Here is a 21,313-nt window from a genome sequence, read left to right on the forward strand (position 1 = left end):
GCGGTAGTGTTCGCCTGTGGAAACTGTCTGCCGCAGGGACAATCAATGACGAGCGACCAAGGGGCGGACCAGTTGGACCGGCTTGTTGCCGAGATCCGAAGCCGCATTCGCCAGTTGAGGCGTTCCAGCCTAGAAAGAGTCTGGCGCGTCATTGAGTCCGGAGAATGGGCCAGCATCGATAACGACATGCCCAGCGATATCGAGAGACCACCCGATCGCACCCTCTCCAGACTGTTGGATCAGTTGGACGGTTTAGCGACGGACCCGTCCATCGATGACGAGATCGCTGAGCGCTACCATGCCGGCGATTGGGCGCTGGACGCCGAATATCAGGTGATGAGGCCACGCAAGATCCTGCGTGGCTATGCCGTGCCAGTCAGGCTAATGCCAATTCGTACGCCCGTAACGCTGAGAGCTTTCGCTTTCATCACCGTAGACGATGACAGCTTCTTGGACCGTCACTTGTTCCAGGGCATTCACTATCACTACTGCTTAGCCGACAAGAGGCACACGACGACCATGGTGTGCTGGGACACGCGTTGGGTGTCGCCCCTGGCGAAAAATGCTCCAAAAGAAGTACGCCCGCTCTTCCATGAACTTCATGCTGAAGGCGCGAAGTCCGTCCGTGCTCGTCCTGAGCGGTGGAACGATGAGAAACGCCAGTCGATCCGTAACGCTTGCGCTCCCGACCTTGGTACTTATGCGATCTCGGATTTCCGCTGCGCGTCGAACGACGCTGAACCAGTCTGGCCGAGGACGGCAAGACTGACGCCTCGGATGCCATCCACTTCCGCGCCCAAGAAGCGCAAGAGCAGGTAGCTGTCAGTTAAATGCCTCAAAAATTGCATTTAGAAGCTTGTCCATCTCCGGAAACCGTCGCCTGAGTTCCTGAGGATTAGGCTCTGCAGCTACCGCGTCAAGGAATCTCGATGTGACCAAATCTTTCGCGTCGACCTCACCTTGGTAGAGACCCATTTCTCTTTTCCAGGCAGTCCAGCGCACCGGCACGAATTCACCGCCAGGCTGCTGCAATGCCTCTCCCAGAAACATCTCGATGGCACACGCGGAACGATTCACGTCCATCGTTCTTGACCCTTCTGGCCCGAGCGTAGGGTAAGAACGGGCGAAGTCCAAATCTGGCATCGTCATGGCCTTGATGTTGGCCGGCAGTTCTATGCTGTCCAAATGAGCCTTCTCGATATGACCAGCCACGTCATTATCGAATAGAGCTATCGTGTGCTCTCGGAATCTGGCCCCGGCGAATGACTTGACCATCCGCGTGAGCGCAGAGGCGCTGCCCTCAACCTTGAAGCCTTCGAAATCCATGAACTGATAGACGTCTCGGAACTCAGGGTAGAACTGTTGAAGGGCGGCAGAGAGGATGCGAGTGTCTGTCTTGCCTTCGGTGAGGATGAGGACCCTTACAATCGGCTCGACATAATCGCTGTGGTCAAAGTCGCTGGAAAGATTGACGTCCAGGGGCAGGGACTTATCAAACGATGCTCCGATGTCCAGTTCGGTCAAATCTGTCCAGATCGATGTCGGGTGAAATATGTCAATATGCAGGGCCAGAGCCGCCATTGGATCTATCGGCTCAATGTCATTGCGATCCGACGGTTGCCCTGCTGCCCGCTGAGAAACCCATTCCTCAAACTGTATCGGCACAGCGGAGTCGGCGTAAGCTTGCTGGTCAAGCTTTAGCTCGACCCTCTTGCGAAGTTCGGCGTAGTCAGACGCTGCTCGCTCCCATAGCGTGCGGCAACGATCTGCAGTGTACCCTTGGAGATGTAGCCTTCTGCGAACCAGGTCTGCAGATGCATGAAGGTATTGGTAGGTGAGCTCGCTGTCGCCTCCGCCGATCTCATCGACGACTACTGAATGGGCCAGGTCTCCACTTAGAACATGGAAGTCGTCGCTGGAGAACAGGATCTCGCACCAGCCTTGCCAGTTGAGCTCAGTGTCACGGAAGGGAACCGCGTCTGCATAAATCTCAAATGAGCCCACGAATCGAACCTCGATGGATGCCTGACGCATTAGCGTCCAGCGTTTCCGCGAGCATTCCAAGCTGAAGTTTGAGGCGTCGAGCGAGTTGGCTGGATTACTTCCGGTACACCCAGAAGTCCCGCCGCTTGGTAGCCGCCGCCTCGACCTTCTGCCGGTCGTAGAACGTCACCTTGACCGTCTTGGCATCGAACTCTTCCTTAATGCCAACGCTGTCGAGGATAGACCTGACCTGCTTGTGGTGCAGACCATGGACCTGGCAGAGCTCGCCGGCAGTGACGTACTTGCGCCGGAACTCATCGACGCTCGCTCGAGTGATCACTGGCACAAGGCGGCGCGCAGAGGGGCTGTATTCCTCATCCTTGTCGAGCTTCTTGAGGCGCACCAGGTGCGGCACGGCGTTCTTGTTGAAGCCGATGATTTCGCGCTCGAGCTCGATGAACAAGAGTCCATCCATTGGCGGTGCGCTGGCGCGGATGAGTTCGATGCATTCGTCGACATCGAGAAGCAGGGCGTGGAAGCCGGTCTGGCCGGCGAGTCGGCCCTTCCAAGTCAGCCGCCTCTCGAAAATGAAGCGCATGATCTCGGTATTGCTGGCGAGCGAAACGTGCCGCGCGCGGGGGATACCTACTTGGCGCTTGGTCGGCGCTTCGACCTCGACGGCCCCGTCCATCAGCCGGACCAGCATCAATTCGATGTCCTCGGGCGCGTAGCGCGCCTGGCCCCAATGGTCCGGGGGCGCACCGGACGCATCTGCAAGGCCGCCGGCTTCGACGATGGCATCGAGCTGTCGTCGATCGATGCCGAGCAGTTCCATCGTCTGGGGTGCCGTCAATGCTCCCTTCAGCTTGCGTACCGTGCCTTCGATGTCGCGGGTCGAGACGACGACACGGTGATCGCGCAAACCGTCCTCGATATCCTGCAGAGCAAGACCATTTCGCTTGAGAACATTGCGCATGGTCTTGCGGTCCACACCCGAGGCTAACGATGCCGTCTGAACGGTGAGAACTTGGTTCTCCTCGATCGTGACGCCCAGCATGTCGGTGCCAATCTTCCACGGCAGCGCCTGCATGGCGTGGTCACGCACTATCTTCCGGATCGGTTCGAAGGCCGGATCAGTCACGGTCTTCTGCAGCAGGTGGAAGCCATAGCCATAGGTGTCACGGGGGCCGACGATGCCGCGTGTGCGCTTTTCGGCCAGCGTGAGACGCTGAAGCGCCGCATCGATCGCAGTGGCACCCCGCCGGGAGATGCTGAAGCCTTCTTCGGCTGCCGCGGCCCACTCAACTTCGGTCAGCCGGGAGGTCTGCACCTTGGCCGGGTGAAGCAGCGAGACGCCGAACGCCTCGCACCACTGGGCGGCGACATAGAGCGGCAGGGCATCCAGCCAGTTATCAGGATCTCGAGCACCTTCGATGCGTGCGATGATCCACTCGTCGAACCCGGATGGCTTTGATGCGAAGGCAGTGGTGGCCAGTCTGTCCATATTCGGCAGCAACGTCATCATGGCCTCGGAGAAGTCGTAAGGTTGCGAATGCCGGCGCACCGGCTTGCACTCCAGGAGTTCAGTGTGGTGCAGATGACACGCCCTGTAATGCGAGATGGTCCATTCCAATCGTAACCAGGGCCTGGCGTGCAATGGACCCTCGAACTGGTGCACGTCCTCCAGCACGCAATGCGGGCAGTAGCGAAAGAACGTGCGATTAATGCCGAGCGGCCCAAGAACTTCGCCAGCCACGTGATATTCGCGTTCGCCTTCGCTAGGCCGTGGAGTCATCGTGATCAGCTGCTTGGCATCCGCATCACCAAGGGCTGCGACCGCGCGGATGGCATCTTCGACACCATCGTTCACGTCCAGCGTCCTCACACCCATGTGCTGGAGGAGCTCCACCATATGGCGGCCGTTCATCGCGGCCAGGCGCGAGGCGAACCCAAGTCCTGTTTCTCGGGCTTGCAGTCGATGATGGTAGCGAAGCGGCCTCCGCACGAAGTGAGTGTTCATTCGGGATACTCGTCCTTGCCGGTGACGAAGTATCCCCGCGGCAACGTTTCGAAATCCTCGGCTTGGAATGGGTTCATGTCGTCGAGACCACGGGTGTTCGAATGATCGCGATATGCCTTCGCCAGATGATCCGGCAGGAGTTCCTTGTCGCCCTTCATCACGGCGATTTGGATGCCTAAAATGACGACTTCGCACATTCGACCGAACTGATGGTTGGCAGCGTGAGCAATGCGCTCAGGCATGTCCGACTTCACGAAAAGGTCGTGCTTGAGGCCCACGGCGTCGCAGTGCTTAGTGATGATCTTGACGATCAGAGCGCGGTCATTTTCGGGGTGCACGGCATCAAGTGCGAGACTGAAGTTTCTACGCTCAGTCTGGTCGTCGTGCACAATGAGACCGTTCAGCCGCGGCTTGCCGGACAGAATGAAGCTCACAGGAAACGGCACGTAGTTCATCAGACCCTTGATGGCGCTCGACACCTCCTCAGTATCGGCCCCCTTGGTCATCAAATGCTGCGTTTCGTCGATATGTACCAGGAACACCATCGAGCTCTTCAATTGCTTGGGAAGAGTGTTCCAGACCTCCGACTGACGGGCAGTGGCCTTGATCGGGTACTCAATTGCCTCGAGGATCTCCTGGCCCAGGAAGCGCAGGGTTGCCGGTCCTTGCAGAGCCACACGAACCCACGGTCTGACTATTCTGCCGTTGTGCTTGAAGGGCTGTAGCCAGGGGTGCTCCATGAGAAGGCGTTCTACCATATCGGTCTTGCCCGCACCGCTCTCTCCGGTGACGAAGAATGCGTTGCCCTTGCCACGGCGCCCGTAGCGTTGCTTGGCGGTTACGTAGTTCAGAAAACGATCGAAACTGTTGCCCAGTACCTTATCTCGAGCGGTGTCGACATACACGGCATTGAGCTTATCCAGCGCCTCACTGGCAACCTTATGCTCTGGAGACATGCGGCCGCGGATGACTTCGAAAACGTCTTCCGGCTCATTGCCTTGACCTTGATTCTCCTGATCGCTCAATCGTCGTCCCCCTGGTTGATGCTCTTGCTGGGCCGCGGGACCCAGGAGCTTTGCTGCGCCGTCGGAACCGAGCTGGCTGGTTTTCTTTGTGTCGACCGAGCAGTGCGTGCGCCCTTTACCTTTCTGGCCTTGGGCTTGGGATTCGTCTTAGCGGGTGGTGCCGGCTGCTGTTCATCGGCATCAGGTGGTTCGTCGGAAGAACTCATCTGTTCAGAGCGCTCCGGTCTGGGCCTGGTGCGCTTGCTGACGCCGATGATCTTTCCAAAGCCTGCTTCACCGCTTGGTGTAGATTCCTTGGCGATGGGGTCTTCACCGGTAGACTGCCGTACCTTGCGCCTATAGCGGGGAGTGACAACTTCGTAGTCTTTGGCCGTCAGCGAGTGACTGGGAACTCCTGCGCGCACTGCCGCCCGGCGTCCACTCAAGGTGAGTGATTCATTGGATTCGATGCGAATGGTCTGTTTCTTGCGATTTTGCTCGCGCACGAACTGGTTGATGCCTTCATTGAGTAGGAGGTGTTCTGCAAGCGTTTTCCCTTTGAAGCGACTATTGTGGGCAGGCACTTCAAGGAATTGCCCATGCATTTCGATAGGCGCGAATGCGCGCATGTGCTTCTGATAGGTCCGGGGCACGTGGACAAACACTTGTCCAAGATTCTCAGGGTCAATCACCAGGTCGACCTTGGCGCTCGAACCGAGCTTCTTCAACAACTCACTAAGGGGGTCGGATCTGTAGGAGATGTCGAGATAAAGCACGCCCTGCTTGTCAAGGCTTACATCGGGGTGCCTAAAGCCGAACGCGTAAAGACGCTGCGCATCGGTCACCTGTGCTGGTGAGTATTCGGCCGTATCTCTTTCCCATGCGGCTCGTGGGGTGAGGCGACGAAGTCCTCGATGAGGTTTGTTGTGATAGACATCGACGATAAACTTAATGACGGCCTTACGGAATTCCTCAACTGTTAGGCTGGCATACTCCTCTGCAGTATAGTCGGCTTTCGCGACCGAATTGCTAAAAGTCTGACCGGTGAAAAAGCGACAAACGCGCCTAAGATATCGAAAGAAGGCCTCGATATGACCGCGTTGACGAGGATCCGGATCAGGTCGCGTGAATTCGATGCCGCAGTGCATCGCGGCATCCCTGAATTCACCCATGAAGACTGAACCTCCATCGGTAAACAGGCCATCCGGGCGACCATGCATCTCCCACGGATCTTGCGCCCCCGCGTATTTGGCGAGCGCTGTCTTGTCCTGAGTGATGGTGCGAAGGGCCGCCTTGGCAGCCGGCGTAGAGGGGGCGGTTTCCGATACGTTGATGCCGACGATGCAGCGCGTCTTGACGTCAATAGCTGCGGTGACGATGCAGCGCACGCGCTTCACCGCAGCGCGCTGCTGTTCGTTCATGTTCTCCCATGTGCCGGCGTCAACCGCCAAGGTTTGTAGGTCGACTTCCCAGTCGTCCATTTCCACGCGCTCGAAGGGCAGGTCGACCTCGACGCCTCTTCCTACCATGAGGTATTTGCGCATGGTCCGATCTTTGCCGTATCGCCCCATCTCGACGTAAAACGGCTCGAGTTTGGCAATGCGACGGTCGACGGTGCTTTGGCTGACGAGTTTCAGCGGCTCCTTCCGCCGCTTGCGTAATTTGTGAATCTCAATTTCGACGAGGTCGAGAATGTCGCGGCGGGTCGGCTGCGAGCGATCGGCATAGTGGAGCACGCACTTGTCGATGATGCGCGAGTACTCAGTGTCCAACTGCTTGCGATTTCCGCAGCGATAATACCGGGGGGCGAACGCGGCCATACGGTCACCGGCCCGTTCATAAAGGCGCAGCCAGTTCCGTAACGTGCTTGGGCTTGGGTGGTCGAAGGGCTTGCGTTCCTTGACGTCTTCGCCGTTGTCGTCATAGCCGACCACGACAGGCCGACCAGCGGGACGAGGTTCGGAGAAGCGGCGCAGGTACCAGCGATTGATCTCGGCCTTAAACGTGTCGATGAAGGTCTTGAGGTCTTTCGGCGTAATGTTCGGGCGGAAGCCGGAACTTGGCGAAGTTCGAGCTTCGTGGAAGCACCTGCACCATTCCAACTTCCACAAAACGCTTCGCGCATCATCTTCTGAAAGGGCCAGGAGGTCTGAGCTGTCATTTCGGGCCCGAAGCTCATCGAGGGCCTTGGCGAAATATTTCGGCTCTACCTTAAAATTCTTGCGCCGCTGCTGCTCGGCGATCTGCGCGTCTGTAATCCTTCGATAGCTGTGCTGCAGCAACCCATCGACCGCGAGTTGCAACTGATGATCGCCGTTCTCGTCCTTACGGACATAGCGATACGTAGCGGGTCCGATAAGGATACGATCGTATCGCCCGAAGACGTTCTTCTTTGGAGTATTAGCGCTCAATTTCTCGATCTCGACCTTTGTCGATAACTTGGATCGACGCTGGAGTGCGACAGATTAATGAGGATGGGTTCAGCCGTCCCCATTTGTTCAATTGGTGAAAAGATTGCGAAGAATGGCGTCGCGGCTCAGCCGATGATCCTCGGGAAGGATAAGCTTACCCGTTTTGATGAGCGCCATCGCAGCCCGGCTTCCCCGCACGCCGTCACCGAGCATCGCATCGCAATCTCCGACTCGCACTTGTCGTGGCCCAGTCTTTAACGATGCAATCAGCGCCTGCTGAGCTTCGTAGTCGTGATCCTTGGCTGCAGAGAGAATCCGTGCCGCATTCCAGACTTGTGTCCGATTGATGTCAGCCTCGGACAAGGTGCGGTAGTCATGAGCGAAATGATCGCCAACCTGATCGGCCGCCGCCTGCAAAAGAGCGATGAACTCGGTCGACTGGTCAGCTTCGTATTTGACCGAAAACGCCGTGCGTCTCCCACTTCGCCAAGTGACCAAGATGTCCATGAAGTGCGTGACGATTCTGCCATCGAATCGAAACTGTGGCAGCTTTTGTTGCTCACGCAATTCATGCACGTCCGGATGCGCCATGAGCACCATCATGCACTTGGCCTCGAGACTGCTCTCGAACACCACCTTGCGCCGATGATACGGATCCTGCTTGAAGCCGGTCTGTGACCCTCTCTTCCGCGAGGGAATCTGACGGTCAGCGACACTGTTACCGTAGGTAACGACTCGGTCAACTCGCGGGGCCACACGAGCATCAGGCTATCGAGCGCTCCGCTCCGGTGGTCGGGATGCGCTTCTCCGAGAGCATGGGCAGGCCGGCGCGCAAGTTAGCCTCCGCCTCGAAATAAAGATGATCGTCGAAGTAACTCATCGAATTCTCCATCCGGTAATGCCGGATCCCTGCGACGCAGAGACGACGGCGGCCCATAGGTCGATGACCTTGGGCAGACAAGAGGATGCGGATGGATGGGTGTTGAGCCGGCGCTACGCCTGGACGTGAAGTAGCCCATTGGCGTGCACTGCTGCACCGCGGTCCTGCCGCGCGCCGATAGGCGATATGAGGAGAATCTGGCTCATCAGGCCTCCTTACGGGAGAAGCGATCGCCGTCTGTAAACGGCGACCCTGCGATTTAATTTAAACTCAGCCTACTGGGGCAGGATGAAGTTCTGGCGGCTCCCGCCGGTTGGGAACAAGATCACACCTTCATCCAGCTTGGGCTGCCCCATCTGCGCCTGGCGCTCGGCATCGAGTTGCACGGAGCGTGCGATCGAGACGAGGGCGCGATTGGCTGCGTGCTCAAAGCTCTCTTGGCCGAGTTCGTCATGCACACGGACAAGGCGTGTCAGGACGCGAATAAGAAGGTCATCCATTCTGTGAGCCCTCCGCGGTTGCCGGCCAGACCCGGGGCGCTTTGACGCTCGCCAGAACCTCCAAGAACTGGGCGCCATTGAGCTGGCGCTGTGCCATGAGTTCCTCTGCAACGGCGACGATCTTGTCGGCATGTTCCCGGACCAGAGCCAAGGTGCGCGCGTAGAGCTCACGGAGCTCGGCTTCCACGGCCGCTGCGACACGTGTGTTAATTGCCAACACGTGAAGCATTTCCGAGGTACCGCCTTGATAAAGGAACCGCTCGCCAAGGCCTCCACTGACATGAAGCATACCTACAAGGCGCGTCGCCACGGCTAAGTCGCTATCGTCAGTTCCGCCAGCGCCCATGCTTGGATCGCCGAGAATGACCTCCTCGGCGGCACGGCCACCCAGCGTTCTCAGCACCATCTTCTCGATGTCCTGACGGCGTGGAGAGTAGCTATTGGACTCTGTGAGGATATATCCACCGGTGTTGCCGCGCTGCACGATGCTGATCACCGACACTTCACCCAAGTCGAGAACGTGAGAAAGAACTGCATGGCCGGCTTCGTGAGTGGCCACCCGTTCGACCAGATCCGGATCGCGATGTTCTGATGGGGCGATGGCATTAACGAGGTCGAGCATCTCCATCGAGCGCTTCTGCTGTCGGGCGGTCCGTCGAGCATTTTTCACGTAGTCGACGACCATGGCACCGCTCGAACCAAGCGCGAGGCGAGCTGCGCCCGTCAAGTCGTGCCCTGAGAGATCCTGGCGTAGGTGCTGACGGAGGATACCGGCAAGGTCCTGCTCCTTTGGAGGATCGATGGTGATAACTTTACCGAAGCGGCCGGGACGTAATAGGGCAGGATCGAGTCGAGAACTATGGTTGGTAGCGCCAACCAGGATAATGCCTTCGGTCTGACCGGCGACGGCACCATCGAGGAGCGTCAGGATACGCGCGATCAGCACGTTCCAGTAGTCGGCGTTGCGGGAGTCGAGGTTAGAGCGCGAGGGCAGGGCGTCGATCTCGTCCAAGAACAGGATGCACGGCGCTTGCGCTCGGGCTTGAGCGAAAATGGCGTCCACGCGTTTGACAATAGCATCCAGGTAACCGCTGGCTTCAGCAAACCAGGCACCGACAGAGGTCGCAATCAGTGGCACGCCCGCCGTTTTCGCGAGCGACCGCATCATCGATGTTTTGCCCAATCCAGGAAGGCTCGACAGCACCACCGCTGCCGAGAGCGATGACCAAGGCACTTCTCCCCGGCGCCAGGAATCGAGGTCATGGACGAGGTCCAGCGCCCAGGTCATGGCGTCGCCGTAGCCATAGAGGTCCGCAAGAGCCGGCACATCGTCATCCGGTGCCCCACGCTTACGCTCGACGGTCTTGAGAAGGCGATCGACGCATTCTGCCGCAGTGGAGCCGCGACGGATGCAGGAGGTCAGCTCCTCAAAACTCAGGCCGGCGCCGAGACGGGGAGGGACGTCGATCGGGAGCTTACCAGTGACGGCCTTGATGGCTTTGGCAAGCAGTTCTGGGGACGGTGGCTTGAGCGAAATGGAATGATCGGCGCAGTTGAGTAAAGCATCTGGCAGAAAGCTATTATTGTGACTCATGCCAAAAACCCGCCCGCCGCTCGAGAGCGCCTGGAGCAATCGAAGATTGGCGTCTTCTGAACGGCCACGCGCCGGGAGGGAGCGGAGCGCATATTCGTCCCACTCACCAAGGTTTTTGATTTCGCGGCAGAGTGAGGGGCCCCAGTCTTCACCCGGGATCTGTACAACCAGAGCAAACGCTTCCCGGTTGATCACTTCGCGCAACTCGGTCTTGGTGAAAGCTTGCTCGACCATCAGTTTGGGCAGCGCCTCGGAGGCGTCGAGAAGATGGTCCTTGCCGAGCGGCTTCCGCTTGGGAGGCTTGACGCGACCTTTGTCGTCGATGATGACGTCTGCCCAGCTATCGTCGTTTTCAATATTTGCCATTGTTGTCTCTGCTGCCGGCGGACAAGCGCGTTTGAGCGCCGATCGTTCAACCGGTTCTGATCGCCTCAAAGGCGAGATTTCGGGATTACGTGAGGGCGCTCAGAAGCGCCGTATGACCGAGCCGGATATCGAAGCAGAGAAGGTGAGACGAGGATACACGTCGGTTGCAGCAGAGCTGCTCCGTGTCGGTAGGTCAGCAATGAACGCCTGATGCGCCATAGCGAAAATCCTCAACATCAGTGAACGAATAGAGAACGTTTGATCGAGATGTCAAGGTCCTCATTCATTCGCCGCAACCAGCGGTCATGCGAATATGATATCAATGACATCACATATGCAATAGCCGAATCGATAAAATGTGATATTTGTGGCATCATTATCGGAGCAGGTGATGCTGATAGCCAGTTGGGATGAGATAGAGGCCGACCTCAAGCTCGGGGTCTTCCTGATGACGGTAGCGGCGCAGTCGCTGATCGGAGACCGCAAGCCAGAGGCTCTTGCGTTCGGCACCGCGGCTCTGGGTGAAGCGCTCGACAATGGTCAGGCAGCAAACGCCCAGGCATATGAGCTTGACGATCTCAGGGACTTCAATGTGTCCAAGACGCAGTTTTGGAAAGTCGCTCGGATCTGCTTTGAGTTTGTGCAGGATAAGTCCCCACTCGATAAGCTCGACGTCGGCGACCTGCAGGGCGACACGCTAAACTGGATGACCTATTTCCAATCGGCGATACCGCACGATGAATATGGTACCGGCCTCGGGACTCATTCAAACCGATTTCGTGAGCACGCTAACAAAGGCGCCGAATATCCATTACCGGGCCTTCATCTTGCCGCTTCGGCCAAGGCCAATCTGGTGCAGTTCCTCCAGGGCTTCCCGTTACATCCCGACATGGATACAGGCTTTGCCCCTTATGAAATCGCGTCGCTTGCGGGAATGAACATTGCTTCGGTCCGCAATTTCGTTGGCCCCAGGGGCGGTAAACCAATCCGTTCAATGCAGAAGGACTCTTGGGGAAGCGTCTACGGTCATCCTCTCGATGCGCTGCAATGGCTTGCCGGCCGCCGTAACTTCAATCCCGGACCGCTAAGCGAGGACTGGTTGCACGACGTTGCTGATCGCATTGAGACCCCGGAACAGGTTGGCGCTCTGATTGGTATTTATGCCTGGGTCAACCGCATCACCACAGAGACCATCGCCGAGCGTGGCGGTCTCTCATTTGACCTGGTGCGAGACTGGACAAGGGGTCACCTGACCTCCACTGACGATGCCGTCTCACTTGCTCGAGCGGCGCACGTGGATCCTGAATTCTACTGCGACTTGGTTGCCCGTTGCGGCGGCTTTGGGGCGCGCATCTAACTACTCCGAAGGACATACCATGCCCGGTATCATCGAATCTTTGAACGAAGCGATGTTGCGCGATCCACGCTGGCGCCCGCATCAGGACCGGCGTGCTGGCGGGACAAAGTACATCTCGACCTTCGTCAACAGCCGTGGCGACGTTATCGCGCTCGATCTTGGATCAGGGGGCAAGAGCGCCATCTGGGCGCTCGCAAGACTGTCACCGGGATCGCTGATGCCTTCCGTTGACCGTGAGTTCTACCCAGCCGACCGCCCACGTAATTCGAACCTCAGCGTGCCAGAGCTCAAGGGCAAGCCATTGACGCGGTTCTATCCCACGAGCCGCAGCGAAGCACAGCAGCTCGTCGATCATTTCGCCAGCGCGTGATCGTTTCAGCGTCTTTATTGTTTGCTGAGGGGAGTATTACAAAGAATTTTTCGGTGCTAATTCGGCATTCTATTTGGGGAAAGCGATGGTCATACAGGTTGCACTATTGAACGCAAAATCAATGGCGAGACGTTTAAAATCACTGATTAGCAAGCATGACCACGTGTCTATGGCTGTGGCTTGGGCAGGACTAACCGACGTAGCGGAGACCCTACTCGCCTACAAAGATCGCATCGACACCGTCCTTATCGGTCTCGACTATTGCGCCACAGACCCCTCACTTATCGATCGCCTTGTGAAGGTTCGCGGCGCCTATGTAGCCAAAAGTCGACCTGGATGCTTCCATCCAAAGATCTATTATTTCACCAGCGGCGTCAAAGCTGAAGCAATTGTCGGTAGCGCCAACTTCACCAACGGTGGCCTGAGCAAGAACCTGGAGGCAAGCGTCCACGTTAAGGGCAATTTGGACGACCCCTTCTTTGAGCAGATCCGCGCCCAGCTTGATGCCTATAGATCACTGCACCTGCCAATCACTGAAGAGCTCGCCGAAAGCTATCGTCGCCAAGCCAAGGCGGCCTCCAGTAAGCCACGCCCGAAAAATCCGATGCTGCCGGACGATTCCAAGGGCTTTGAGCGGTTCAACGGACCGCTTGCGACCATGTCTTGGTCGAAATTTGCCGAGCTAGCACGGGCTGACCGACATCATGACTTCGTTAAGAGGATGAAACTGCTGCGCCTGGTTCAGCAAATGCTGGTAAGGACGGCCTCTTCTGCTGACCTAACGATTGCGGAGTGGAAGGCAATTGCCGGGACCATCGGTGAGGTAGAAGCAACGACTTCGGATCTTGACGCTCTCGATTGGGGATGGTTCGGATCTATGGGAGGTGCGGGCACATTTGCGCAGCTCATTGGCGAACAGAATGCGGGACTTGCTGCAGCTCTGGACATGATCCCACGTCGTGGTGAGGTTACTGAGGATCAGTTCAACGACTACGTGACTGCCTTTACCGCCTCTTTTGCCGGGAGCGTTCGGGTTGGTAGGCTTGCACCAGCAACCCGGTTGCTGGCGATGAAACGTCCGGATGTTTTCGTGTGCGTGAACGGCGAAAATCGCAAAGGGATTGCGAAGGCACTCAAGTTTGCACCAACCACCCTTGACCTCGAAAACTACTGGGAGCGTGTCATCGAACCGATCCGCCAGGCTCCATGGTTTACGACGCCGCGACCATCGGACCGCAACAACCGAGACCTTTGGGATACAAGAGTGGCGATGCTCGACGCCATTTACTACGAGCCATCATGAGTTTTTCAAAGATCACAGATCCGAACTCAGTTCTCTTCCATGCTCTCAAGCACCGCAGAGGCACTGGGCTGTTGCCGCCAATCATCGGCTAATACCCAACCACCCATTTCATCGCGAAGGTACCAGTCATTCCAGCCATTTCGGTTGGTTCTGGTGATCGTCTTGGATGCTCCTGAGAAAGTGGCGAAGGGCCGCTCTATACCCTCGACAACAAGATGGCCGTTCTGGATCGTCCCAGTGTAAGTCACCCCGGCATAGGTGAACTTGCAGTCCGTTCCATCGGCCGGGAATTTCATTCCCTCGCCAGCCAAATCACTTAATGCCGTTTGATCCTCGCCTCTTGTAGGTGCGGCCCAAATCTTCTTGGCGATCCCGAAGAGAGCCAAACCCCGCGCGGAGATAGTCTCTTCGTTCCAGTCATCGTAATCCTTCAGCTCTCGGTTTAAGGCGAGGCTGGAATTGGCACGAACCGCCGGCATCTTGATCGAATATGGGCCATTCGAGATCGACGAGTTCAAATGCTTGGTCAGCAAGGTCAGATTGCCGAGATTATCGACGACGCTGTCACGCTGAACCTTTCGCGCGACATGTTCTGGATCAGTGTCGTCGTCATCAAGGTAATCAAATCCTGGGATTGGCCAGTTCGTTCTCCATTTCTGAGGCATGATGTGCTCGATGGAGAGCGCCGATTTGATCTCGATGTCTTCGTTCAGGGCAGTTCGCTTGGCGAGTTCGATCGCCTCGAAGATGTATCGAAGCCGGGGCTGCCGAGATCCCTTGTATTGGTCTCGGCCCAGCCATGCGTGCTGCCATTCCGTATCATCTGGCCAACGATCCAGATCCGACTGTCGGCTCGAAAGATAGAGGATGAGTGCGTCGACCTTATTCCCTTCTGCTGCGCGAAGGCGGTCGATGATCCCAATAAAGAAGCGGTTGTAGTTTTTCGTCGTCAGGCCACAGATGTCGCGTCTGAGGATATAGCTCTCGAGCGCCTCAAGAGCGCGATCGATATCGGCACCAACGGCCGGCTCCGTCGCCAGGTAGAGAACCAAGGGCATAGCCGTCGAAACGTCGAAGGCGTCGGCGAACCTGCCGAAATTGCCGATAGGGTCCTTCGCGTCCTGGTCAAACAGACGCTTCTCGATGACGGCAGTTGCCGAGATCGACTCGAGCTCGGCCGTGACGTTCGGAAACGGACGCGAGTTCAGGATCCAGCGCCTGTAGTTGTCGAACAAATTCTCGACCGACACCAGGTCACCGATGTGCATGGACAGGTGGTCGGTCAACATCCAGTCCAGTCGCTGCCGGGACTGCCGGCCTCGAGAGGCTGACTGTCCCCAGAATGAACGATCCAGGGGCAGCCAGTGCTTCTCATAGAGTTTGTCGACCAGCAGTGAATGGTCAGCTTGCCCCAAACCCTTTGCGCGCTGGAATATGAAGTTGCGCATGAGATCGCCCGGGGTCAAATCCACGCCGCGGCTATTTAGGGTTTCGAAGATGGTCTGGGGGTCGTCGCCACCTTCCAATTCGATGGACACGATCGCCAGCCCATCTTTCAGGGCTTCGAAGAGAAGCTCGAGGCGATGCTCATCGAAGGTGCCGTTATCGTCGACGTGAGCGGCGACCTTCTCCTTAAAATAGGCGTGCGCAGCGACAGAGCGCCTGACAATTCCATCTTCATCTGTGGGCTTCGGACCGAGAACCTGGGGATCTGTGTGAGGATCGATGATGCCAATGAATGAGCGTCGATCGTTCAGTGAGGGCCAGAGCTTGAAGCGCTCAACGTCGTGGTTCTCCATGACACCATCGTTGAGCAGATACTTCTGGAGCTCGGCTTCGTATCTCGAGCTATTGGCTTTGGCCACATCGCGAATCGCAGCCAGCAAGAGCTGGAAGGTCGTCAGTCTCTGCTGACCGTCGATGATCTCAAAGGCCTGGACCTGCTTGCCGAAAGTCTTCACCTGGGCGATGACAATCGCACCCATGAAGTGCGGCGTCAGCGAGGCACGATCCTCCTGAAGCCTCTGTACTGACCGGCTGATGTCTTCCCACAGCAGTTCGAGCTGCGGCTGGGCCTTCCACGCATATTGCCGCTGATACAGCGGGATCAGAAATCTCTTTTTGCCATCGAACAGTTCGATGATGGAGCGGGTATAAGGCTTCATGGTCCCCCCTGAGCCGAAGCAGGCGAACGGATGTTGGTTGATAAGTTGCTGACACGCAAGAAAACGTTGTGGGGAGAACCTCATCCCCTCTGAGGTTTTGTCGTCCTCAAATTACCCGTCGCGGCTTGTCTTGCTGCCCTCTTCTTGCGCATGATTGAAGGAAGGGGACAAAATGACTGGCCACAATCACTATCGCGATTGCACCTGCGGTTGGTGCGTTAACAACGGTCGATCGAGGATCAACCGGGCCGAACTGTCAGCGTCCTACCGGGTTCACGAGGCGAAAGCATTCTTGCAGCGAAACGGAGCTCGCTCGGTCACAGGGTGCTATGTCAACCCGAATGCCAAGTGCCCGGTATGTGGAGCAGCGGTCTTCTTCTATGCGAATGCGGCCGGTAGTCGGGTCTATTTCGATGACCTTGGCCCGCCGTGGCCTAAGCATCCGTGCACCGATAATCCCACCAAGCGCATCAAAGAGCATGCAAAGTTCACTGGTGCGCCTGCCAGGCGTGCGCCCGGCCTCACCTATGAACTGGTGGAAGCAGCAAAGACGGCAGATTTGTATCAATCCGCACAGCATGGCGCCCGGTGGCTTCTGCTGGTCGTCGTCTCCGTCATTCGGCGCGGCACGATGAACACGATTCTTGCGGACCATGTTGAAAGTTACACCGCCAAGCGGATCACCCTTACCTGTCGCTCTGAATCCCCAATGTTTGAGGTTGGCGACTTCCTCAGCATGAAGGGCGCTCAGTTCTCGTTCTTCGATAAGGTCTCGATGGAGGCGGTTACCTTCGTCAAAGGCGGCACAGTGACTTGGGCCACAAAGAACGTGGCGCCTGATTCCACCACCCCCACGCCGAAGCCTGTCGCTCAAAGGACCGCACCAGCGCAGAAAGCAGAACTATCTACTAAGCCGACCCGCAGCTTCGACATGACCCAGCAGGAAATGTCACACTTTCACTCGAAGAAGAAGACAGTGCAGCAACTCTGCGACCAAATGCTGCCGATCGTTCGCTCCTATGCCAAGAACGGCGTTCGCAAGCCTCGGCAGGTGGCCGAGATGCTGAACCGCGATGGCTATCGCACGGTATCGGGCGCGAAGTGGACGCCAAGGCTGACCTATTTTCTACTCGGCTTGGTGTTCCTGCCTGGCAAGGCGCCGCCGATCGAAAGCGTCGCACGCCCAACCTCTAGAGCAGCGGGCGGCGCATCCGTACAGCGGGTTGGTCCGATGACAATGGAAGACATGGCCGCGAAGTTGTCTCAACTCGGCAGGGTGGTCTTTTCGGACAATCCCGCCAACGAATGAAGTTGATCCATTCAAGACACAACTAGCACTTCTAACACTGTGATTCAGATAGCTACCTATTCAGATCTCTAGCGCTATGACATGTTAACGATTGAGCCTTCTAGCAATTTACAAGAACGAGATTTGAGCGATCATGGCCGTGTCATCGACATCGATTCGAAAGCGTTCCGATGGACGAAAGTCGCTATTGGTCTATATGGATGAGGCCTTGATCAAGGAATTAAAGAAGGTCGCTGTCGATGACGATTGTAACGCCTACGACATAGTTGAGAAGGCGACGCGAGAATGGTTGGAACGAAGGCAGTCCAGGAAGAAGTGACTGCACTGCAATTGATTGCGCCGGGGGATTTGGATTGACCTATACGCGGATTTCGACCGTTAAAGAACTGTGCCAGCTAAGCGCAGGTGCACTGGACTTCGCCTTGTCCGACCAGGTTGAACACCTGAGCGACCTTCTCACCGAAGCTGAACGAGGTGCGGAGGATTTCTTCGCCCGGAACTTCGTCACGCAGGGCATGGAGCGTCTCCTTCGGGAAGGGCTGCAGCGCCTCAACGGCAAGTCAAGTCAAGCTGTGTTCGAGCTGCGCCAAGCAATGGGTGGCGGCAAGACCCATTCTATGCTCGCCCTTGGCCTCCTGGCGCGCAACCCGCAGCTCTACGATCGCGTGCCGTCCAAGATCACCGAAGGTTTGAAGGGAGAGACCGCAAAGGTCGTCGCCATTCATGGCCGCTCTATATCCAATGATAAGTTCATCTGGGGCGAGATCGCAGAACAGCTTGGCAAGGGCGACCAGTTCGCCAAGTTTTGGAAGAACGGCGCTGATGCTCCTCGCGAGACCGACTGGATCTCACTGATCGGAGATGAGCCGACCCTCATCCTTCTCGACGAGCTCCCTCCTTACTTCGACTTCGCCCAGACCAAGTCGGTCGGCGGTGGCACCCTTGCCAACGTCACCACATATGCGCTGTCGAACCTTTTGTCGGCGGCCATGAAGCTGCCGAAGACCGCCATCGTGGTCTCCAACCTCATTGGCTCTTATCAGGGAGCGTCGAAAGACCTGGCCAAAGCGATCTCGAACATCGCCGAGGAAACCAAGCGACAAGCCAGGTCGATTACTCCGGTCGATCTCAACGGCAACGAGATCTATGACATCCTCCGCAAGCGCATGTTCGCTGCGCTTCCGGAACACGATGAGATCGAGAAGATTGCCGAAGCCTACGGCGAGGCCATCACAGTTGCCGAACGTTCGAGGGCAATCGGCAAGTCGTCCGAACAGATCGCGGATGAGATCCTGGGATCGTACCCGTTCCACCCGTCGACCAAGCATATCATCGCGCTCTTCAAGGAGAACGAGAACTATCGTCAGACCCGCGGTCTGATGCAGTTCATCTCGAAGATGCTCAAGAGCGTTTGGGAAGGACAGCAGGGCAGCGACGTCTATCTGATCGGCTGTCAACATCTTGACCTCTCCATCGCCGACGTCCGTGAGGAGATCGTGCGGATCGGTAAGCTTGAAGGCGCGCTCTCCAAAGACGTGAGCAGCGTCGATGGCTCCGCGCACGCGCAGATCGTCGATCAGAACAAGGGAAATGACGCCGCCACTCAGGCGGCCAAGCTGCTGCTTACGGCGTCGCTCTCCGAGAGCGTCGACGCCATCAAAGGTCTGACCAAATCTACGCTGATCGAATACCTGATCGCACCCGACCGCAGTGCGTCCGAGTTCGACGACGCCTTCGATGATCTCCAGAAGGAGTGCTGGTACCTCCACCGTAAGGACAATGAAGTCTGGTACTTCTCGAACATTGAGAATCTCCGCAAGCGCATACAGAACCGCGCGGACAATGCTCCGATCGGAAAGATCGAGGAGGAGATGGCTCGTCGGCTTGCGAATGCTTTTGAACCGCGGGCCAAGGTCGCCTATCAAAGCGTTCACGCCCTCCCCAAGATCGACGATGTCGATTTGTCGTCAGGCCGAGCCCTCCTCGTTCTGAGCCCCGACTCCAAGACGCCCCCCGAAGCCGCCCAGAAGTTCCTGGAGAGCGTTCTCAACAAGAATGCCTTCTGCGTCGTCACTGGCGATGGCTCGTCCATGGGCAGCCTTGAGGAGAAGACACGCCGCATCTGGGCCATTGCGAAGGTCAAGTCGGATACCGCCGGCAATCCAACACACCAGCTGGAATTGCAGGAAGAAGGGGAGATCGCGGAATTCGAGTTCTCATCGGCGTTGACCACCTTGTTCAATCGGGTCTACTTCCCGATGGTCGATCTAGCGGACAAGAAGACGACGGTGCTCAAACATGCGCCACTGAAGTTGGCGCCCGAGAAGAGTGGCAGCACCGTTATCATCGCTGGTGAGGCGGCGATCGAAGCAGCTCTGTCGTCCAGTGCCGCCCTTAAGCTGGTCACGGACGTGAATGCCAAGATGGATCAGTTGATCACTCGTGCCGAGGAGATGCTCTGGCCCGAGTCGCAGACCCGTGTGCCATGGAAGGACGTGCAATCTCGGGCGGTGACGAATGCACGTTGGCTTTGGCTGCCCGTAAAAGGTCTGGAGACTGTTCGCGACTATGCAGTCTCGACTGGTCGTTGGAGCCATGACGGCGATGGTTACGTCGACAAGGCACCCAAGCCGCCGAAGACGCAGGCGACCGTTGACCTGGACACGTACGACGAGGAGACAGGCCAGGCCACGCTGCGCATCGGGACTGCCAATGCCGGCAAGTCGCCCAGCATCCGCTATTCGTTAACGGCTGATGTCGAGAAGGATGGCAAGCCGCTGGAGGATAATCCTCTGGTGACGGATGCCACCAAGCTCTGGTTCCTGGTGACCGATCCCGAAGGAAAGCATGAGCAAGGGGACGTGGTCGTTTGGTCCAACACCCTGACGTTGACGCACCAACCCCAGCACGTCGCCGGCAAGCGCACTGTGGAGCTGTCCGTTGTTCCGCGCGGAACCATCCGCTGGAACACCGACGGCAGCAACGTTCGCGAAGGGCAGGTCTATGCTGGCCCGATCGAGCTCACCGGCGACGACGAAGTCACTATCTACGTCCATGCGGAGGACCAGGGCGTCTCGGTCGAGAAGTCCTTCCGTATCGCCGCCCAGGCCGGTCAGAAGGTTATCGACAAGACCCGCGAAGCACGCCTGATCAAGGAGCTCAAGGGCGAGACCACTGCAGAGAGCTTCAAACTCCTCAAGGCAGCCGCAGCGAACAAGGCCGTCTTCGAGAACGCGTCCATAACGGTCGGAGCCGGCAACTCAAACGTCCAAATACGCTTTGGCAGCGAAGTAGATCTGGCACCCGCTGTTGCGGAGGAACTCATCACTTCGGCGCGTAAGGCGCTTGGCGATGAAGGCTCGGACGTCAAGCTTATCGTGAAGAAGATGCTCTTCGAGAGCGGCTTCGGACTTGAGCAATTTGCCACGGAACTGGGCGAGGACGTGGCCGGATCGGAGATCGAGCAATCATGACCGACGCTGTGGCAGCGAAGACGACCGGTTTCGGGGTTCCTGATGCCATCGACCCTCACCACTTTGTCGTGCGGATCCCTCGTGGTTCGTCCGGCGAGATCGAAATCATTGAGCGCTTCGGCATTAACGCACAGTCGTCGGCTGACGAAGAAGTTCTTCGTTGCCGTTTGTCGCGCCCAGCATGGTCCGGCATCAAAGAAGAACTTACTCGCGTTCTTAATGATCGCCTCCGAGAAAAGAAGCTGAAGACTAGCCGCTGGTCTGCTGGTGACAATAAGGTCGAGCGCCTGCTGGGCAGGGAGCTTTGCCTGTTGGCGTGGGCCGTCGAGGCTGCGCGCAGCGAAGACTATGCGACGTCATGTGCTTCTTGGGCGGCGATGAAGCCAGAGGAACGGTGGTGGTTGTTCCGCATGTGTGAGGTTGCAGGTGGCACTGCTGACGACGCAGATTTCGGCTGGCGCAAAGCCGTTCGCATCGCCTTCACGGAAGTTCTCGATCCGGTCGAGAGAAAGAACCGACGCAAGAAGGCTTCCACGGGCGTCGACTTGTTTTCTCTTCCCCTGGTCAAGGAATAACCG

15 protein-coding genes are annotated in these 21,313 nt (G+C 57.4%); 7 read left to right on the forward strand and 8 right to left on the reverse strand.

All coding sequences use genetic code 11. From position 1 onward, the window contains the following. Positions 1-45: 45 nt before the first annotated feature. Positions 46-819: a hypothetical protein gene (locus CCK88_RS15775; RefSeq protein WP_086471527.1), complete on the forward strand. Its 774-nt coding sequence runs from the start codon at positions 46-48 to the stop codon at positions 817-819. Positions 820-822: 3 nt separating this feature from the next. Here the strand turns inward: CCK88_RS15775 and CCK88_RS15780 are convergent, their stop codons facing one another. From CCK88_RS15780 to CCK88_RS15810, 7 genes are all read right to left on the reverse strand, one after another. Next, the gene (locus CCK88_RS15780; RefSeq protein WP_086471528.1) at positions 823-2,034 is read right to left on the reverse strand and encodes a hypothetical protein; all 1,212 of its coding nucleotides are present in this window, start codon (positions 2,032-2,034) and stop codon (positions 823-825) included. Between the two features lie 64 nt (positions 2,035-2,098). After that, a complete protein-coding gene (locus CCK88_RS15785) occupies positions 2,099-4,003 on the reverse strand; it encodes a TniQ family protein (RefSeq protein ID WP_086471529.1) in 1,905 nt (634 codons plus the stop codon). Next, positions 4,000-5,028, reverse strand: coding sequence for an ATP-binding protein (locus tag CCK88_RS15790; RefSeq protein WP_086471530.1), 1,029 nt, complete (start codon positions 5,026-5,028; stop codon positions 4,000-4,002). Before CCK88_RS15790 ends, CCK88_RS15785 begins: the two co-directional genes overlap by 4 nt. Next, on the reverse strand, positions 5,025-7,418 hold the full coding sequence (locus CCK88_RS15795) for a DDE-type integrase/transposase/recombinase (protein WP_086471531.1): 2,394 nt from the start codon (positions 7,416-7,418) through the stop codon (positions 5,025-5,027). Before CCK88_RS15795 ends, CCK88_RS15790 begins: the two co-directional genes overlap by 4 nt. An 87-nt stretch (positions 7,419-7,505) precedes the next feature. Then, positions 7,506-8,021: a PDDEXK family nuclease gene (locus CCK88_RS15800; RefSeq protein WP_140049020.1), complete on the reverse strand. Its 516-nt coding sequence runs from the start codon at positions 8,019-8,021 to the stop codon at positions 7,506-7,508. 552 nt (positions 8,022-8,573) lie between these two features. Beyond that, positions 8,574-8,798 carry a hypothetical protein gene (locus CCK88_RS15805; protein WP_086471533.1) on the reverse strand — a complete coding sequence of 75 codons (225 nt, stop codon included), beginning with the start codon at positions 8,796-8,798 and terminating at the stop codon, positions 8,574-8,576. Continuing rightward, a complete protein-coding gene (locus tag CCK88_RS15810) occupies positions 8,791-10,758 on the reverse strand; it encodes an AAA family ATPase (RefSeq protein WP_086471534.1) in 1,968 nt (655 codons plus the stop codon). The genes CCK88_RS15805 and CCK88_RS15810 overlap by 8 nt, the downstream gene beginning before the upstream one ends. Positions 10,759-11,149: 391 nt before the next feature. Here CCK88_RS15810 and CCK88_RS15815 point away from each other — a divergent pair, with 391 nt between their 5' ends. The 3 genes from CCK88_RS15815 to CCK88_RS15825 all read left to right on the forward strand — a co-directional run bounded on the left by CCK88_RS15815 (position 11,150) and on the right by CCK88_RS15825 (position 13,788). Continuing rightward, the gene (locus CCK88_RS15815; protein WP_086471535.1) at positions 11,150-12,115 is read left to right on the forward strand and encodes a hypothetical protein; all 966 of its coding nucleotides are present in this window, start codon (positions 11,150-11,152) and stop codon (positions 12,113-12,115) included. Between the two features lie 19 nt (positions 12,116-12,134). Further along, positions 12,135-12,485, forward strand: a complete 351-nt coding sequence (locus CCK88_RS15820; protein WP_086471536.1) for a hypothetical protein — start codon at positions 12,135-12,137, stop codon at positions 12,483-12,485. Between the two features lie 85 nt (positions 12,486-12,570). Then, positions 12,571-13,788 (forward strand): phospholipase D family protein, encoded by a 1,218-nt coding sequence (locus CCK88_RS15825; protein WP_086471537.1) that lies wholly within the window; start codon positions 12,571-12,573, stop codon positions 13,786-13,788. A gap of 26 nt (positions 13,789-13,814) precedes the next feature. Here the strand turns inward: CCK88_RS15825 and CCK88_RS15830 are convergent, their stop codons facing one another. Further along, positions 13,815-15,953, reverse strand: a complete 2,139-nt coding sequence (locus tag CCK88_RS15830) for a DUF262 domain-containing protein (protein WP_086471538.1) — start codon at positions 15,951-15,953, stop codon at positions 13,815-13,817. A 172-nt stretch (positions 15,954-16,125) separates the two neighbouring features. On the opposite strand from CCK88_RS15830, the gene CCK88_RS15835 reads away from it, so the two are divergent. The 3 genes from CCK88_RS15835 to CCK88_RS15850 all read left to right on the forward strand — a co-directional run bounded on the left by CCK88_RS15835 (position 16,126) and on the right by CCK88_RS15850 (position 21,310). Next, entirely contained in the window at positions 16,126-17,262 is a 1,137-nt protein-coding gene (locus tag CCK88_RS15835) for a hypothetical protein (protein ID WP_140049021.1), read from the forward strand. A gap of 353 nt (positions 17,263-17,615) precedes the next feature. Continuing rightward, a complete protein-coding gene (locus CCK88_RS15845) occupies positions 17,616-20,735 on the forward strand; it encodes an anti-phage-associated DUF499 domain-containing protein (RefSeq protein ID WP_210189959.1) in 3,120 nt (1,039 codons plus the stop codon). Then, a complete protein-coding gene (locus CCK88_RS15850) occupies positions 20,732-21,310 on the forward strand; it encodes an anti-phage-associated DUF3780 domain-containing protein (protein WP_086471541.1) in 579 nt (192 codons plus the stop codon). Before CCK88_RS15845 ends, CCK88_RS15850 begins: the two co-directional genes overlap by 4 nt. The last annotated feature ends 3 nt before the right edge of the window (positions 21,311-21,313 follow it).

The sequence above is a fragment of the Devosia lucknowensis genome, from assembly GCF_900177655.1.
In the GTDB taxonomy this organism is placed as follows: Bacteria; Pseudomonadota; Alphaproteobacteria; order Rhizobiales; family Devosiaceae; genus Devosia; species Devosia lucknowensis.

Excerpts from the sequence above, each read along its gene's own strand:
- CCK88_RS15775 (WP_086471527.1), top strand. The coding sequence starts at position 46 with ATGACGAGCGACCAAGGGGCGGACCAGTTGGACCGGCTTGTTGCCGAG.
- CCK88_RS15780 (WP_086471528.1), bottom strand. The coding sequence starts at position 2,034 with ATGCGTCAGGCATCCATCGAGGTTCGATTCGTGGGCTCATTTGAGATT.
- CCK88_RS15785 (WP_086471529.1), bottom strand. The coding sequence starts at position 4,003 with ATGAACACTCACTTCGTGCGGAGGCCGCTTCGCTACCATCATCGACTG.
- CCK88_RS15800 (WP_140049020.1), bottom strand. The coding sequence starts at position 8,021 with ATGATGGTGCTCATGGCGCATCCGGACGTGCATGAATTGCGTGAGCAA.
- CCK88_RS15805 (WP_086471533.1), bottom strand. The coding sequence starts at position 8,798 with ATGGATGACCTTCTTATTCGCGTCCTGACACGCCTTGTCCGTGTGCAT.
- CCK88_RS15810 (WP_086471534.1), bottom strand. The coding sequence starts at position 10,758 with ATGGCAAATATTGAAAACGACGATAGCTGGGCAGACGTCATCATCGAC.
- CCK88_RS15815 (WP_086471535.1), top strand. The coding sequence starts at position 11,150 with ATGCTGATAGCCAGTTGGGATGAGATAGAGGCCGACCTCAAGCTCGGG.
- CCK88_RS15820 (WP_086471536.1), top strand. The coding sequence starts at position 12,135 with ATGCCCGGTATCATCGAATCTTTGAACGAAGCGATGTTGCGCGATCCA.
- CCK88_RS15825 (WP_086471537.1), top strand. The coding sequence starts at position 12,571 with ATGGTCATACAGGTTGCACTATTGAACGCAAAATCAATGGCGAGACGT.
- CCK88_RS15830 (WP_086471538.1), bottom strand. The coding sequence starts at position 15,953 with ATGAAGCCTTATACCCGCTCCATCATCGAACTGTTCGATGGCAAAAAG.
- CCK88_RS15835 (WP_140049021.1), top strand. The coding sequence starts at position 16,126 with ATGACTGGCCACAATCACTATCGCGATTGCACCTGCGGTTGGTGCGTT.
- CCK88_RS15850 (WP_086471541.1), top strand. The coding sequence starts at position 20,732 with ATGACCGACGCTGTGGCAGCGAAGACGACCGGTTTCGGGGTTCCTGAT.